The organism is Niallia sp. WK069_GA_01 (genome assembly GCF_983173855.1).
This window is the reverse complement of sequence record NZ_OZ470138.1, coordinates 3,275,754-3,292,564: the sequence shown is the minus strand read 5'-3', so window position 1 is coordinate 3,292,564 and position 16,811 is coordinate 3,275,754. Positions and strand designations below refer to the sequence as shown.

The 16,811-nt window shown below is 34.2% G+C and carries 16 protein-coding genes; 12 read left to right on the top strand and 4 right to left on the bottom strand.

The window, feature by feature from the left end:
- The first annotated feature begins 109 nt into the window (after positions 1 to 109).
- From AC5LWL_RS15650 to AC5LWL_RS15640, 3 genes are all read left to right on the top strand, one after another.
- Complete coding sequence (locus AC5LWL_RS15650) at positions 110 to 643, top strand: RDD family protein (protein WP_493435176.1); 534 nt, start codon at positions 110 to 112, stop codon at positions 641 to 643.
- 30 nt (positions 644 to 673) lie between these two features.
- Positions 674 to 1,987 carry an MFS transporter gene (locus AC5LWL_RS15645; RefSeq protein WP_493435175.1) on the top strand — a complete coding sequence of 438 codons (1,314 nt, stop codon included), beginning with the start codon at positions 674 to 676 and terminating at the stop codon, positions 1,985 to 1,987.
- Positions 1,988 to 2,499: 512 nt separating this feature from the next.
- Positions 2,500 to 3,405, top strand: coding sequence for a chemotaxis protein (locus AC5LWL_RS15640; protein WP_493435174.1), 906 nt, complete (start codon positions 2,500 to 2,502; stop codon positions 3,403 to 3,405).
- Positions 3,406 to 3,841: 436 nt separating this feature from the next.
- On the opposite strand, the gene AC5LWL_RS15635 is transcribed toward AC5LWL_RS15640, so the two are convergent.
- Complete coding sequence (locus tag AC5LWL_RS15635; protein WP_493435173.1) at positions 3,842 to 4,306, bottom strand: YkyB family protein; 465 nt, start codon at positions 4,304 to 4,306, stop codon at positions 3,842 to 3,844.
- Positions 4,307 to 4,806: 500 nt separating this feature from the next.
- A complete protein-coding gene (locus tag AC5LWL_RS15630) occupies positions 4,807 to 5,556 on the bottom strand; it encodes a C39 family peptidase (RefSeq protein WP_493435172.1) in 750 nt (249 codons plus the stop codon).
- A 246-nt stretch (positions 5,557 to 5,802) separates the two neighbouring features.
- Between AC5LWL_RS15630 and AC5LWL_RS15625 the strand changes: the two genes are divergently transcribed.
- Positions 5,803 to 7,020, top strand: coding sequence for an EAL domain-containing protein (locus AC5LWL_RS15625; protein ID WP_493435171.1), 1,218 nt, complete (start codon positions 5,803 to 5,805; stop codon positions 7,018 to 7,020).
- A 352-nt stretch (positions 7,021 to 7,372) separates the two neighbouring features.
- On the top strand, positions 7,373 to 8,065 hold the full coding sequence (locus tag AC5LWL_RS15620; RefSeq protein WP_493435170.1) for a DUF3993 domain-containing protein: 693 nt from the start codon (positions 7,373 to 7,375) through the stop codon (positions 8,063 to 8,065).
- Positions 8,066 to 8,100: 35 nt separating this feature from the next.
- Here AC5LWL_RS15620 and AC5LWL_RS15615 read toward each other — a convergent pair whose 3' ends face one another.
- Positions 8,101 to 8,340 carry a glutaredoxin family protein gene (locus tag AC5LWL_RS15615; protein WP_493435169.1) on the bottom strand — a complete coding sequence of 80 codons (240 nt, stop codon included), beginning with the start codon at positions 8,338 to 8,340 and terminating at the stop codon, positions 8,101 to 8,103.
- 351 nt (positions 8,341 to 8,691) lie between these two features.
- On the opposite strand from AC5LWL_RS15615, the gene AC5LWL_RS15610 reads away from it, so the two are divergent.
- The 6 genes from AC5LWL_RS15610 to AC5LWL_RS15585 all read left to right on the top strand — a co-directional run bounded on the left by AC5LWL_RS15610 (position 8,692) and on the right by AC5LWL_RS15585 (position 13,010).
- Complete coding sequence (locus tag AC5LWL_RS15610; protein WP_016200943.1) at positions 8,692 to 8,928, top strand: YkuJ family protein; 237 nt, start codon at positions 8,692 to 8,694, stop codon at positions 8,926 to 8,928.
- 250 nt (positions 8,929 to 9,178) lie between these two features.
- Complete coding sequence (locus tag AC5LWL_RS15605) at positions 9,179 to 9,322, top strand: hypothetical protein (RefSeq protein ID WP_493436700.1); 144 nt, start codon at positions 9,179 to 9,181, stop codon at positions 9,320 to 9,322.
- Positions 9,323 to 9,391: 69 nt separating this feature from the next.
- Positions 9,392 to 9,841: a cyclic-di-AMP-binding protein CbpB gene (gene cbpB, locus AC5LWL_RS15600; RefSeq protein ID WP_493435168.1), complete on the top strand. Its 450-nt coding sequence runs from the start codon at positions 9,392 to 9,394 to the stop codon at positions 9,839 to 9,841.
- A 280-nt stretch (positions 9,842 to 10,121) separates the two neighbouring features.
- Positions 10,122 to 11,015 (top strand): transcriptional regulator CcpC, encoded by an 894-nt coding sequence (gene ccpC / locus AC5LWL_RS15595; protein WP_493435167.1) that lies wholly within the window; start codon positions 10,122 to 10,124, stop codon positions 11,013 to 11,015.
- 102 nt (positions 11,016 to 11,117) lie between these two features.
- Entirely contained in the window at positions 11,118 to 11,828 is a 711-nt protein-coding gene (gene dapD / locus AC5LWL_RS15590; RefSeq protein ID WP_493435166.1) for a 2,3,4,5-tetrahydropyridine-2,6-dicarboxylate N-acetyltransferase, read from the top strand.
- 54 nt (positions 11,829 to 11,882) lie between these two features.
- On the top strand, positions 11,883 to 13,010 hold the full coding sequence (locus AC5LWL_RS15585; protein WP_493435165.1) for an N-acetyldiaminopimelate deacetylase: 1,128 nt from the start codon (positions 11,883 to 11,885) through the stop codon (positions 13,008 to 13,010).
- A gap of 241 nt (positions 13,011 to 13,251) precedes the next feature.
- Here the strand turns inward: AC5LWL_RS15585 and AC5LWL_RS15580 are convergent, their stop codons facing one another.
- Positions 13,252 to 14,103: a mechanosensitive ion channel family protein gene (locus tag AC5LWL_RS15580; protein ID WP_493435164.1), complete on the bottom strand. Its 852-nt coding sequence runs from the start codon at positions 14,101 to 14,103 to the stop codon at positions 13,252 to 13,254.
- Positions 14,104 to 14,518: 415 nt separating this feature from the next.
- Between AC5LWL_RS15580 and AC5LWL_RS15575 the strand changes: the two genes are divergently transcribed.
- Positions 14,519 to 15,985 carry an IS1182 family transposase gene (locus AC5LWL_RS15575; protein WP_493434008.1) on the top strand — a complete coding sequence of 489 codons (1,467 nt, stop codon included), beginning with the start codon at positions 14,519 to 14,521 and terminating at the stop codon, positions 15,983 to 15,985.
- The last annotated feature ends 826 nt before the right edge of the window (positions 15,986 to 16,811 follow it).

Sequence of the window (16,811 nt, the reverse complement as noted above, 5' to 3'; positions counted from 1 at the left end):
AAATTCTTTGGTTGCGATGACATAACATTTCTTCTTCCTGTATATTTTACATGAAAAAGGTTGTTTGATTATTATTTTCCATTTATTATTTACAACAGGAGGGAATAACATGGACATAAATGTAAGAAAAGAAATACAAATGGAAGAAAGAAACTATGGAGGTTTTTGGATTAGATTTGGTGCAAATGTGCTGGATACAATTATTTTAGCCATACCATTCTTCTTTTTAGGAAGTTTTTTATTTGCTTTATTTTTAGGTTCTTCAGAAGATGCGGTATCCTTTTTAAATAATCCAGCAAATTTTGAACAAGAATTAACAGAAGAAGAAGTAATGGCTCTTGCTGGACCAATAATCTTTGCTGTTTGTGGAACAGCTAGTATTTTTATATTGATCACTGCGTTGTACTATACGATTTTCCAATCATCTAAATGGCAAGCGACAATTGGAAAGAAACTTTTAGGATTAAAAGTAATGACAATAAATGGAGAGAGAATTTCCTTTTGGAGAAGTCTTGGTCGATATTTGATTATGTGCTTTTTATCAGGGATATTATTTATAGGATATATAATGGCAGCATTTACAGAAAAAAAACAAGCACTTCATGATTTAATCGCAGGAACAGTTGTGGCGAAATCAAAATAATAAGTAACATTGATGGAAGGGAGCTGCTGGATGGAACGTACAAAAAAAAATCATGTATGGAATAAAGAAGGGTTAGCCTTATATTTTTCTTTACCTGTTTTATCTTGGGCTATATATGATGCAGCAAACACTATCTTCTCGTCTAATATTAATACGATTTTTTTCCCGCTTTATTTACAAGAAGTAGTTGGTTCAAATGAAGTTCAGAGTCAAATTGCCAGTACGATTATATCTTATGCAAATGCAATTGCAAGCTTTTTATTAGTTATATTTTCCCCGCTGTTTGGTGTAGTAATGGATCGTACGGGACAAAAGAAAAAGTATATCTTACTATTCACTGTATTAACCGTACTCTGTACTATTGGTATGGGGATATTCGCACAAATGACAGTATCCACTACGATCGCTTCTATTCCAGTTTCGTTATTTGTAGTAATTATATTATTTGTTTTAGCAAAGTTTACTTATCATTCTAGTTTAGTGTTTTATGATAATATGATTTCGGATTTAGGAACAAAAGAGCAATTGCCAGTCATATCAGGATTTGGTGTTGCGGTTGGATATATGGGAACGCTAATAGGATTAACGGTCTATCTATTTATAGAGGGGAACGCATTCAATCAGGCTTTTATACCAACAGCCCTTTTATTTTTGATCTTCTCTTTGCCTTTATTCCTATTTATGAAAGACTCACCAAAAGAGAATATAAAAAAACAATCATTTTTTTCTGGCTATAAAGAAATAGTTGATACATTTAAACAAATAAAAACCCATCGCACTATTTTTGTTTTTATGCTCGCGTATTTTTTTCTTAACGATGCATTAGCAACAACGATTGCGATGATGGCTGTTTATGCTAAAGCGATAGTAGGATTTACTACGGGAAAATTTATTTTTCTTTATTTAGTCTCAACGATTTCAAGCATTATAGGTTCCTTTTTATTTGGTCATATAGCAAAGGCGCGAGGCGCGTACCATGCGATCAGATATGTTGGGGTATTATTGGTAATTGCTCTATTGATTGCAACATTTGCTTGGAACGAGTCTATATTTTGGATTGCAGGAAGTTTGTTTGGAGTAGCATTAGGTAGTATGTGGGTCACAACGAGAACGTATATAGTGGAGATAACGCCTGAAGAAAAAAGAGGACAGTTCTTTGGTTTGTTTGCATTTTCTGGAAAGGTTTCCTCTATTATTGGCCCTCTTCTTTATGGGAGTATCACATTAGTATTTGCAGATTTAGGAAATACAGCAAGCAGAATGGCTCTTGGATCTTTAATTATATTGACTGTAATAGGGCTTGTTATTCATGCCTCTATATCGGATCAAAAGATAGATTCTTAAATGATTTTTTAGTTCTCAGAAGTAAACATTCTGCAGGCAGGGGGGATCTTCTGCCTCAGGTTCCAAGAAAATACTTGCTTACTTTCTTCATCGCTCCCTGTTTCTTGCGGTGCTTATTCCCGGATAACGTGGAGAAGCTGCTAAGTATGTAGGACTAAGTGCGCAATCAATGAAAATCGACTAAGTACGCAATCAATGAAAATCGACTAAGTGCGCCACGTCCTGTGGCAGCGTCGGTTATCTTGCATATTGGGAGCATGAGAATTTGCAGTCTTACTTTTAAGCTGCTTATTTTTTTTGCTAAATCAATATTATTTCTTTAGTTTACATTAGATTGGCCGATAAAAAGGATAGAATTGTTATAGGAAATGGTGAGCTTATACGTATGTGTAATAATGTAAAAAAGTTGTCTTTGGAGATTAAGATAGCAACAAAGAATTTTCAAAGTAAATGTAAACTTTTATCCGTATAAATGATCCTGCATCTTATAAATGAAGGAGAATCAGGGAAATATGAACAATGAAAAAGGTATTTTATTAGAAAGTGGTACAAATGAATTGGAAATTGTTGAATTCTCTATTGGAAATAATAAATTTGGTATAAATGTGATTAAAGTAAAGGAAATTATTAATCCAGTACCTGTTACTCAAATTCCACATTCCCATCCGAATGTTGAAGGGATTATGGAATTAAGGGGGGAAGTCCTTCCAGTAGTTGATTTAGCAAAAGCTCTACGTTTCGTTCCATCAGAAACCCCGGAAAAAGATAAATTTATTGTTTCTGAGTTTAATAAAACGAAAATTATTTTTCATGTTCATAATGTTACACAGATCCATCGAATTTCATGGGAGGATATTGAAAAACCTTCTGATATGTATCAAGGTTCTGATAGCCAAATTATAGGTGTTATCAAGTTGAATGGGGAAATGATTTTATTATTAGATTTTGAAAAAATTGTGGTCGATATTAACCCGAATTCAGGCATACATATACAGCAAGTGAAAAAGTTGGGGAAAAGGGAACGAAGTAATAAGCGATTAATTGTGGTGGAGGATTCACCGTTATTAAGAAAGCTCTTACTAGATACATTAACAGAGGCGGGTTTTGATCAAATAGAATTTTTTGAAAATGGATTAGAGGCTCTTAATTTCCTGCAAGGCATCGTAAATACAGGTAAAAGGATTGAAGATGTTGTGCAATTAATTATTACGGATATTGAAATGCCACAAATGGATGGTCATCATTTTACAAAAAGAGTGAAGGACGATCCCCAATTAGCACAGTTGCCAATTATTATTTTTTCTTCTTTAATAACAGAAGATTTAAGACATAAAGGACAAAGAGTTGGTGCGGATGGACAAGTGAGCAAGCCGGAAATTGCTGAATTAATTTTATTAGTTGATGAACATATCATATAAGTTCATGTCCTTTTTAATAGACTTTTTGAAAAATATCTATAAGATGAAATTTACATCAGCAGATCTTTTCCTTCTAGTTAAGAGTAGGATAAGTAAAGCTATAATGAGGGTCAGATTCTCTTACTTATTCGTCACATGCTATACGAATAAAAGAAGGGTCCGACCTTTTCTTTTTAAGTGTTTATTGCCTCCAAAAAGAGTGAACGATTAAGTTTGTAGAAAGGAGTATCAATTAACTGTGCTTCGATTGACAATCGTCCTGCTAGCCTGTTTGTAACGGCGATTGACTCGCTGCATCAAGCGAGCCAGTGACAAATGCCGTTCTGGCTATCATTCTGTAGCTCCCAGCTCCTCAAAAAGTGTCATTCCTCAATAGACAAAGGTTCTTAATCGGCTTAAGTTTTGCAGTTTTAACTTCTCGACATTCTGAAAGCAATTAATAGCTTTCTCCTAATTTTTTGAAAACAGGTTTTACATATTTCTTCTTTCTTATTTGATCATGCTGATCTGGTTCTTTTATTCCAGTATATTGGATTAGGAGTTTTTTTGCTTGATTTAAGGAAATAGTTGATTTAGGATTTCGAAAATCATTGCTTAATGAACCTAAATGGGGTAATTCTTGAAAATCTTTTTTTGTGGGAGGCAAATGAAACAAATATTTTCCGCATTCAATTAGAATATCTGATTGCTGTTGGCTATTTTTGGGATTACCGGAAAAATGTAGTCCAACTTTTTTTGCTTTTCCTTCTTCCATCAGTTTTTTAAGACTATCATGTTTTAATTTATACAAATGTCTTGGATCAGTAGCTGTTTTAGCATGACGATTTACGACAAAAATAGCTTGTGAGAGGTTTTCAACAGTTGGATTTAAATGGGATGGGTGTTGCTGGTACCTATTCATTATCTTTATACTCCTTTCGAATGGATGTAGAATACAAGCTATTATACTATTTTTATAAAAAAAATGAAATGAAATGAAAAAAAAAAATTATCTTGGCAGCAGAAAGCGAATTTGAAGAAGAGGAAAATAAAACATATGCTGTTTTTTAATGCTGCTTTTTATACTATTACGTATTTTTGTTTGCAAAAAAACATAAAGATAAATGAGGGGATTATTAGTGAAATATCGGGAAATCGTATTTTTTTGAAGTGGTAAGCAATCCCAATGTCATCAATTTAAGTTCTATAAATTTTAGAAATAATTGGTTTGAAGAGGTGCCTGCTCGACTCTATAGAAATTGATGACCTCAAACAAAAGTAACTGGCGATGAGAGAGGCTCACCGCTCCCACATGGAAAGCGAGCAGCAAGCCTCGGAAAACCTAATGAAACTCTCACTTTTTATTCTTTTCCACTATTAGCTTAATGACATTGGAAGCAGTCTTCCACTTAATGGATAAGATTATTTATAACTGATTGCTCTGGATTTTAATGCAATCCATGATTGAATAAATCTTTTTTTATTTACTTTAACATTTTTTCTTCCTGATAAGGGATCGTTTAAAAATACATACTCTTTAGAAAAACCAACTAATACTACCGCATGTAAATCTAGAGGTGTTTTAATGGTTTTTCCATTATGTTCCCATGATTCCCATCGGTCAGGAAGACGGTAGTCACCGGTTGTCCAAACAACGATAGGCATACCTTTTTCGACATGATTTTCAAGGACTGAGAAATGTTGATTTGTTAAATTAAGTGCTTGGTTGGGAAGGTAATGATTGACTAAATCCTCCATTGGTTTATCGAAAACAGCATATCCTGCTTTTTTTCCAGTCATATCTCCTACAAATCCAACCGCTGGGTCTCCCCATTTTAAAATATTCCGGCCATTTTTTATAAGGGGATCTGTGTCTTTTTTGATTTGCTTATATAAATCCATTTTTGTTACATGCATCCCAGCATAGTTTAAAACCATTGCTAAACTTGTTACCTCACACCCATATTTTAATTCTGGATTTTGTTTAATTAAAGGTACATCCAATAAAATAGTTTGATTTCCAGTTGTAATGTCTAATGGGTTTTCCTCTTTATTTAGATATTGAGGTATATTCTGGTTATCAATATAAGGTATCTTTTCCGGTGTAAGTAATGAAACTACCTGTAATGGAAAAAATGACAAAGTTAAAATGATTATCTTTAACTGATGCATATGTTTCCTTCTTTCATATGCCGACCCCTGTTATTAGGGTTGTCCGTTAGCAAATATTTATGTTAAGACATTATTTCCATCCTTGTATAGGAATTGGCGGTTGTCCAAATATCTGGTTAATTGAACATTCTATCATTAAATCGAAAGAATATTCAGCTGTTTGAATAAATAATACAGTGAAACCATCAAAATTAGGCGTTTTTTTATGTTATAATAAGTCATTATTTAGGGGGAGGCTTTCAAAATATGGACGCTTTGGATATTTTGACGGATTTAGATAATGTCATCCCTTTTTTTCAGGCAATATTCAGTGCAGATGAACACAAGGTAATTGGATATGAAATATTAGGACGATACAAATCAAATGGTACGATAGAAAGTTTAGGTCCTTTTTTTATGGATGAGGGCATACCAGAAGAATACAAACAAGAAGTCGATAATGTTGTTCTGACAAAAGCTTTAGAAAAGGCTATAGAACTTGATGAAGATGTGCTGCTATTTATAAATAGGGATGCGGATTTGCTTATGCAAGATGACGGAGAAGCTTTTTTACAAATGCTGTTAACTTATGAGGAAAGAGGGATTTCTTTAAACCGCATTGTGCTTGAAATCTCGGAAAGAAACTATAAAGGCCAGTCTGATCATTTAGATCATCTTCTTATTTATTATCGAACATATGGAATTAAATTGGCTATTGATAAGATGGGAAGTGACAGCAGTCATTTGGATCGAATAGGCGAGTTAGCTCCAGATATTTTGAAAATCGATTTATTAGCATTGCGTTCTACATCGACTTCTCATACATATCAAAATGTTTTATATTCTCTTTCTATGCTAGCCCGTAAGATCGGTGCTACTTTATTATTTGAAAATATCGAGATGGTATATCAACTGCAGTTTGCTTGGAAAAATGGTGGACGGTTTTATCAAGGATATTATTTGCATTATCCGGAAGAACAGTTTGTTGATCGACATATTAGGAAAACAACCTTAAGAAATGAGTTTCATGAGTTTATTTCTTATGAAAAAAAGAAATTAACGGGGATTTTTCAATTAACGGAAAAATTTCAAGGTCATTTACAAGAATTATTAAGTAAATATCGAAAATACAATTCATATGAAGAATTGCTTAAATTTTTGAAAAATGATTTATCTGATATTGCATTCAGAATGTATGTTTGTGATGAGGATGGCTTCCAAAAATCTGCAAATATATTTAAAGAATCGTCTGATTGGATACTGCAATCAGACTACAAAAATAAAAATTGGAGCTGGCGTCCTTATTTCCTCGAAAATATAATTCGAATGAGAAATGAGAAAAAGGGGATTCTTTCTGATTTATACAGTGATATTGAAACTGGTGAAACGGTTAGAACCTATTCTTTTCCTTTAAATAGTCACGATTATTTATTTATCGATTTATCTTATAATTTTCTAGATAAAATGGATGTATTATTAAATTAACTACAAAAACTCTTTCGTATAAATTCTAGAAATCGGAATTTTTTGAAAGAGTTTTTTTATAAAAAGTTTCTTTCTAAGGACATTGCCTCCATCCCTCCCTGCCTCATTTTTATTCCTATCATTTATCTAGTATAGATCTAAAAAAACACTTGATTTAAGATTTAGTGTTTTTTCCTTTAAGAATAGGGGAAATGATAAATACAGAATTAATTATTTTGTCATTTTTTAGAGGAATTTTACGAACGAATAAGCAGTTCAACGATTATAAATCCTGCTACTATTAAGAAGATAAAGGGAAACTTCCATCAGTAGAGGCTTGCTACTAAGGGAAAATTAGGAAAGGGAGAGTGAAATGGGAAATAGAATAATAAAAGCAGTTGCATTTGTACTAGTTGTTATAAACTTTATACCAACTCCCTCGTTTGCGGCAGAAGGATTATCGTCAAGAGATGATGTCATGGACTTTTTAGAAAATGCCTTTTATGCTCAAGTATCCTTGAGTGAAAAGAAAAGAGACTTAAAAGAAGTAAAAACGATATTAATTCCATATTTTACGAAAGATTATCAAAAGTTATATTTGAAAGAAAATCTTATAAAAGAAAATAATAAATATTTGACATATGGTAGTGATTTTTCCGCATATTCCATCCCTTATTTTCAGTTCTCCAATCAAACGGAAGTAAGCATTGAAAAGGATAAAATTTATGTATATGAGTTTTTTTATGCATCTAATGATGGACCAGTAACGTATAGCGATCATTATGAGGGGTTATTAATAGAAAAGATAAATGATGATTGGAAAGTATCTAAACTACTGCAGGATGAGGACATCAAAAGTTATTTAGCTGAAAAAAAGGCGATAAAGAGTACCAGCTCGCAGATGGTTTATTGGCAACAGTACTTAACCACTTTAGTCTCGTATCAAGATGGAGTTCGCTTTACTGCTTTTAATAACGTAGATTTAGAGAAAATAAATCATTCTATTCACTTTTCAGGCAATTCATTTCAACATCAAATGCCAAGTCTAAATCCATCCCTTTTTTAATGAAAGATGTCCTATTTTTTTACAGTATTTTTTTATTAATCCGTAAAACCTAATACTTGTTGCAGTTTTTCTAAATCAAATCCAGTAATTACTTGATCATCAATCACAAATGTAGGAGTAGAATAAGATTGATACTTCTTGATTAATTCATTTTTAGCTTTTGCATTCTTTTGAATATCTTTTAACTCCAATTGAAAACCCTTGTCTTGTAAAAAAAATTTTGCATATTCGCAAGGGGGGCAATCTGGTTGAGTATATATGATGATTTTTTTCAAAATAATAATCCTCCTAATTATAATAGTAGTTTTATCCTGATTTTCTTCTCTCAAATTGGTGGAGAAAAACATACTACTGATGGTTTGTTTTAACTTAATCATACGTATTTTTTTTCTGTATTTCAATCACGAATAAACAATTGGAATATTCATAGTACTTAATAAATAAAAAAAGATTTGCTTATTTTACACTTTTACTTGGACAAACCATCTACAATCTTTTATTCTGTTATTATTGGCATTTACACATAAGAAGAATTTACTTTAATTTTAAAAAAGGAAAGTGTATAGAAACATGCTAATAGTGAAACCTAATGGACATACATAGGTTTGTTTGAAAGGAGAGAGAGCATGTCACAACTTCAAGGTATATTGACACGTTTAAAAAATTTACAAGAACAAGCAACAGGGGGAGAACCTACCCAACGTTTTTTTGAGGTGAATGGCGAAAGAAAATGTCAGGTAACATTTCACCCAAAAACAGAAACATTTGAATTAGAGGTATACAATGATAAAGAAAAACCAAAAAGATATCAATTTGACAATGTTGATATGATTACGATTGAAATCTTTGATCTCATTCAATAACTAGTTATGGAGCTGTTACAGGCTCCTTTTTTTGTTGTTTTTTTATAAATTGAACCAAAGAACACACAAAGACTCCTGAGATAAGCCTGACGCCCGACCCATGGAAAGCGAAGTGTGTACCGGCTGCGGGCTAATTGAGAGAGCAACCCCTTTTTTCAGGGAATCCTATTTATCCTAAGAAAAAATTACATAATGGAACAATACATATAATAGAGAATCAAAGATTATGCTACTAACAGAGGTGATTAAAATGATTCCAAACGTAATTTGCCCCCAATGCTTAAAACAAGAAACATTGGAGCAAGTATTAACAGCACAATCCAATCAAAACATCATTTATCATTGTCCAAATTGTGACTATACAATCAGGAACATAGAAACGAGTAAAGGTTAAAAAAGGCATCATCCCGAAAACTATGTTAAGATATTTATGTGAAAATAAATGATTGAGAGGTTTTCGGCTATGATAAGCATTCGCAGCGGAGAATTTTTAGACTGCACATTAACCGAATTGATGATTCCGTCAGAACGTGTCGCTCATGTGCAAATCGGAAATAATTTAGAACACGCATTATTAGTGCTTACAAAAAGCGGGTATACAGCAGTACCGGTGCTTGATCCATTCTATAAATTACATGGATTAATCAGTACATCTATTATTACAAATAAAATCCTAGGGTTAGAAAGGATTGAGTTTGAAAAGCTGGAAACCATTAAAGTGCAAGAAGTAATGAATACCGTTATCCCAAGAGTTAACAGCAAAACATCAATTTTGGATACAATAGAGTTTTTAGTAGACCATCCTTTTATCTGTTTAGAAGATGAAGAAGGTATTTTTGAAGGAATATTAACTAGAAGCACCATTTTACAAAGATTAAATAGCCATCTGAAGAAAGTAAATCATCAAGTATAATAGCTTGCTGATGAAGCTTTTGTTTTTCAAGATAGTTTTTATTGCACTATTTTTTTGAAAACGATTGCTTTTATGGAGAGGCCAACAGCTAACAAAAAAGGATTCCTTTTTCAAGGAGCCTTTTTTTGTTAGGAATAAAGGGGTTAACTTTTTTCACAAAGGCTTTATTATAAAGGTTGGTGTTTTCACCAGCTCAGCGACAGAAACTAATTGATGAAAAGATAGGTAATGAGATGCAGTTTACGCTATACTATTAAGAAAAAAGCAAAGAGGATTAAAAATGTCAACTATTTCTGAACTTCAGTTATTAACAGTTCTAGCACAAGAAATGAATATGAGAAAAGCAGCTGAAAGACTTTTTGTTACCCAGCCAGCTTTATCACAGCGCCTGCAAACAATTGAAAAGGAGTGGGGGACAAAACTGTTTATTCGATCACAAAGAGGACTTTCTTTAACTTCTGCCGGAGAAATAGTTACAAAATTTGCGGCAGAAACGATATCTAAAGAAGAAAAAGTACGGGAATCGCTGTTTGCTTTAGAAGAGGAAGTGCACGGAACGTTAAAGATTGCCGTTGCGAGTATTGTCGGACAAAATTGGCTTCCATCTGTATTAAAAAGCTTTGTCGTTAAATATCCTCAAGCAAAAATATCCCTTGTAACAGGATGGAGCAGTGAAATATTAAAATCCATTTATGAAGATAATATCCATATTGGTATTATTCGAGGATCTTCTGATTGGAAAGGCCCCAAATTGCATTTATTTGATGACCCTTTGTATCTTGTTGATACGGAAATTTCTAGTTTAGATGAATTATTACATACAAATAGACCGTTTATCCAATTTAAAAGTGATTCTAATTATTATGATGAAATAGAAGTATGGTGGCATCGACAGTTTCAAGCACCACCTAAAAAAACGATTGTAGTTGATCAGATAGAAACATGTAAACAATTATCGTTTAACGGAATCGGGTATAGTATTTTACCTTCTATTGCATTAAAGGATGCTGGTGATAATTTATTTAAGATTCCCTTATATAATGAAAATAAAGAGCCAATTAAAAGGCGAACATGGCTTTTAGGTTATGAGGCATCTTTTCAATTGAAACAAGTACAGGCATTTTTGGATATCATTAAAGAATATATAACAGATCCTCCTAGGAATAGGGGATAATAGATACGGAGATAATGCCTTTATATTTTTTGCTTGTTTTCACTTCTTTTGTTTGGTAAAGTAATTTCTGAGTAAGATTTATACATAATGGAGGTAGAAACGATGAAAATGATGGATGCAAATGAAATTATTTCATTTATTCAAAATAGCACAAAGTCAACACCAGTAAAAGTTTATGTTAAAGGTGATCTAGCTGATGTAAACTTTGGCGATAAAGTACAAGCATTTATTAGCGGAGATGCTGGAGTGGTTTTTGGAGAATGGACTGAAATTAACGAAATAATCGAAGCAAATAAAGAGAAGTTTACTGATTTTGTTGTAGAAAATGATCGTAGAAATTCAGCTATACCACTTTTAGATATGAAAAATATTAAAGCTCGCATTGAACCAGGAGCATTTATTAGAGACCAAGTAGAAATTGGGGACAATGCGGTTATCATGATGGGCGCTGTTATCAATATTGGAGCAGTTATTGGAGAAGGTTCTATGATTGATATGGGGGCAATTCTTGGTGGACGAGCTACAGTAGGTAAAAACTGTCATGTTGGTGCTGGAGCTGTCTTAGCAGGAGTTATTGAGCCTCCCTCTGCAAAACCTGTAATCGTGGAAGATGATGTATTAATTGGAGCGAATGCAGTTGTTGTAGAAGGGGTTACAATTGGAAAAGGTTCAGTTGTAGCAGCAGGAGCTATCGTGTTGGATGATGTTCCAGCTAATACGTTAGTTGCGGGAGCACCAGCTCGCGTTATTAAAGAAATTGATGAGAAAACAAAATCTAAAACAGAAATTATGCACGAACTTCGTCAGCTATAATTTTAAACCAAAAAGCGTGGATGAAATCCGCGCTTTTTATAATGGAGGTATGTTATGGGAGAGAGTACCGGTTTTATAAAAATTCGTAGAGATTTACACCAGATTCCTGAATTGGGTTTTCAAGAATTTAAAACACAAGCATACTTGCTTGACTATATTCGTACTTTAAAGGCTGACAGAATAGAAGTAAAGACGTGGAAAACAGGTATTTTTGTAAAAGTATTAGGGGTGAATTCATCGAAGCTGATTGGATATCGGGCTGACATGGATGGATTGCCGATGAAAGAAGAAACTGGGTTTGAGTTTAAGTCCAATCATCCGGATACTATGCATGCATGTGGTCATGATTTTCACATGAGTATTGCTCTTGGCGTCTTAACAGAGATTGTTCACAACCCTATCAAAGATGATGTACTCTTTATCTTTCAGCCTGCAGAGGAAGGGCCTGGTGGGGCTGAACCGATGCTTAAAAGCGATATCATGAGAAAATGGAAGCCGGATATGATGATGGCATTGCATATTGCTCCAGAATATCCGGTTGGAACGATAGCATTAAAACCAGGTTTATTGTTTGCAAACACCTCAGAGCTGTTTATCGACTTAAAAGGGAAGGGAGGGCATGCAGCTTATCCACATCATACAAATGATATGGTTATTGCTGCTTGCAGTCTTGTTACTCAACTGCAAACGATTGTTGCAAGAAATATAAATCCACTTGATAGTGCGGTTGTAACAGTTGGAAAAATCACTGGCGGTACGGTGCAAAATGTTATTGCTGAAACAGCTAGGATTGAAGGAACGATGAGGACTCTTTCCAGCGATTCCATGGAATTGGTTAAACAGCGTGTCCAATCTCTTGTAAAGGGGATAGAAGTTGGTTATAACTGTGAAAGTTCGATCGATTTTGGCTGTGGTTATTATCAAGTATATAATGAAGAGAGCTTGACAGAAGAGTTTATGGACTTTGTAGGGAAGCAAACGGAGATAGATGTTGTGGAATGTACAGAAGCGATGACAGGTGAAGACTTTGGTTATATGTTAAAAGAAATTCCAGGATTTATGTTTTGGCTTGGAGTGGATTCTCCGTACGGATTGCATCATAATAAATTAAATGCGAACGAAGATGCAATAAAAGCAGCTATTTCCATGCTCACGAAATATTTGCAATATAAAGGAAATTGATGTGCAAAATTATGGTGGAATGAAGATACTATCAAAAAGACGAGAAGAAGAAATATTTTTGCTTCTCGTCTTTTTAGGCTGTAAAAAAGTCCCCTCATTTATTTAGAATGAGCTTTATTAAATGATAATGTTGTTTTTTTCATGGAAGCACAGCACAGCCAGAATAAACAATGATACCCTAAGGTAAATGTTACCTGAGGACTTTGAGGAAATAATAAAAATTCAGTGTTAACAGTATAATTTAATTTTTAGCTAAAAGCACTTGCGAAGAAGAAGGCATATTTATTCCGTTTATATCAAGTGCTTCTACTACTTCTTTGCGGATTAGTCTCTCGATACCAAATTGTTCATTATTTGCGGTTTTTGCAATAATTCTAATGGTAATAGTTGATGGTCCTATTTCCTGAATACCGACAACTTGGGGGCCATCCGTCACAAGCGGATTGTGTTTTTTTATAGAATCACAAACATTCTGCAAGATAAGAAGCGTGTTAGGTATATCATTTTCCGTTGAAACTAAGAAATCAACAAGTGCTTGCATATCTCCTCTTGACTGATTGCTGAGAGTGGTAATTTCTCTATTAGGGATATAATTAAGAGTCCCATCAGCAGAACGAATTTGCGTAGTGCGTAATCCAACCTGTTCTACTGTACCCGAAAAATCACCAACAACAACAGAATCACCTACATCTAATTGTTTTTCTAACAAAAGGAAAAAACCTGTTACAATATCACTAACAAGTCCTTGTGCACCAAAACCGACTGCCAACCCAATGATTCCTGCACCAGCAAGAATAGCTGTTGCTTGTATGCCAAAGGTTTGAAGAATGGTTACAATTAATACAAAGATAAGCAGATAAGATATTAGATTTTGGGTTAAACTTTCTAAAGTAAATGCCCTTCCTTTTGAAATAGAATTCTTTTCTTGAAAAGAAAGGAATATTTTCGTAATAAATGTGCCAGCAATTTTTTTTGCAATTATGTAAATAAGAACTATTACAATCAGCTTTATTAGAATAACACCTGTTTTTATAAGAAGTCCTTCCCAATCATAATCTAGTAAACGATCTCCAAATGTCGATATTACATCCATTTTTTCACTTCCCTTTTAGAAAACTAATTTGAAAAAAATCATATTGTTTTATTCCCTGTCTTCGTTTTAATAAACGTGTAGGTGAATATTTTTTAAGTTAATAACTCAACCTTCGCAGTTATAAATTCCTGTTCATGTATTGCCATAACTTGGTTTAGAGCAATTAGAGAAGGATGATTGATTCGTGCTTTTTGGTGTTTTTTTTCTAACATTATTCCTTACAAATAGGGGCAAGATTCTCGTTTCAGGATGTTCGCTTTCCGTGGGGCGTGCGATGAGCCTCCTCGGCACTTGCGCGAGGCCACTGAAAAAGTCCTTTTTTTTACTTAGGAAGTCGAAAGTTCATTCTAAATGACCTTTTGACTGCCTTTTGTTTTATAATGAAGAGATCAAATGTATGTAGGTGGTATATAAAATGATTTCCAATCAAGAATCTTTCACACTTAGTCCGTTTTTATCTATTTATGATTTCGTTGTTCCAAAGGATAATATGCTTCGCCAAATAAATGAGCTAGTGGATTTCTCATTCGTTCTCGAAGAATTAAAGACAAAATATTGTCTGGTAAATGGTCGCCATGCCGAGCCGCCGATCCGTATGTTCAAGTATCTCCTTCTAAAATCAATTTTTGATTTGTCAGATGTAGATGTAGTGGAACGTTCTCGGTACGATATGTCGTTTAAATTCTTTCTCGATATGGCACCAGAAGATGCCGTCATTGATCCAAGCTCGTTAACGAAATTTCGTAAACTCCGTCTTCAAGACGTGAGTTTATTAGATATGCTAATCGGCAAGACAGTGGAGATTGCATTGGAGAAAGAAATCATGAAAAGTAAAACCATTATTGTAGATGCTACCCATACAAAAGCGCGTTATAATCAAAAGTCACCGAAAGAATTTTTACAAGAAAAATCCAAAAATGTCCGAAAAGCCGTCTATCAAATAGACGAATCCATCAAAGAAAAATTCCCGCAGAAAACAACTTCTAATGAAGTAAAAGAGGAGTTGGATTACTGTAAAGACATCATTTCTGTTGTGGAATCCGAACCACAAGTCGCTTCCATCCCTGCCGTTAAAGAGAAACTGAATGTGCTAAAAGAAGTGGTGGAAGATTATACAGAACAACTACATTTTTCAACGGATCCAGATGCACGTGTGGGGCATAAATCAGAGGATTCTTCTTTCTTTGGATATAAAACACATATCGCGATGAGTGATGAGCGAATTATAACAGCGGCAGTAGTGACAACAGGCGAAAAAAGCGATGGAAAATATCTTCAAGAGTTAATAAAGAAAAGTAAAGAGACAGGAATGAAAATAGATACAGTTATCGGGGATGCAGCTTACTCCGAGAAAGATAATATTCGCTATACGAAAGAAAATGAGCTGGAACTTGTTTCTAAATTACATCCTCATATTACCCATGGAGCAAGGACAAAAGAAGAAAAATTTTCCTTTAACAAAGATGCGGGAATGTATGTCTGCAATGCAGGTCATATGGCTATTCAAAAAAAATATGATGAGCGAAAGAATCAAGATAAAAACCCTCGAATCAAGTACCTTTTTGATATTGAAAAATGTAAAGTTTGTCCTTTTCGTGAAGGATGTTATAAAGAAGGAGCGAAAAGTAAGTCCTATTCTGTGACCATCAAATCAACGGAACATAAAGAACAGGAGGAATTTCAAGGTACGGAAAAATTCAAAGAACTAGCGAAAACTCGCTATAAGATTGAAGCGAAAAATAGTGAACTAAAACACAGACACGGGTATGAAACAGCCTCCTCCTCGGGTTTATTTGGTATGCAAATTCAAGGAGCGACAGCGATATTCGCTACCAATCTCAAACGAATAATCAAATTAATGCAAGAAAAAGACAACAAATAGAAAAGAATACGAAAGAAAATAGGCAAAAAAAGAAAGTTTTCTGTCAAATTTTTGACAAAAAGCTTTCTTTTTTTTCTATCGTAAATTACTAAAAGAAAAACAATAGGTTTTTCAGTGGCCTCACTTGCGCCTGTGGGGTCTCATCTAACCCGCTAATCCCACAGGAGTCTCGCACCTTACACTCCAATCAAGCAGTTTTGATTCATTAGTTGCTGTCGATGAACTGGAAAAACACCCACCTTATAGAATAGACTAAAAGTGGAATATTTTGATAAAACAACGTTGGATAATAACATAAAAAATCAACCCTACTAGTATTTAGTCATCATACCTTGTAATGAAATTCGAAGACAAGAACTTATTCTAAAACAGATTGCTTGTAACGGAGGGTGCGAAGACTCCTGCGGGAAATGTGGGAAGGCTAAAGACCCCGCAAGGCAACGCCGAGGAGGCTCAAGTTTAGCCCCGCGGAAAGCGAAGCAACCCGTAGTGGAAAGCAACCCCATAAGAAAAGCACAAGCGCCTTGTTTAGCCTCGAAGAAAAATGTTCTCCAGACTCAAAAAGTGTTTTTTACTTTTAGAGGCTGGAGGCAATACTCACTGGGGCTAGGCGCTGGCCGGCTAAAGACGCCACGTCCTTATGTCTTGGCCGGCACTTGTACATCCTGTACGGCGAAGCTAGACACTCATCTAAGTTCAAAAATTTTATCCTTTCTTATTTTCTAAAAAAAAATCAACCCTACTAGTATTTAGTCATCATACCTTGTAATGAAATTCGAAGACAAGAACTTATTCTAAAACAGATTGCTTGTAACGGAGGGTGCGA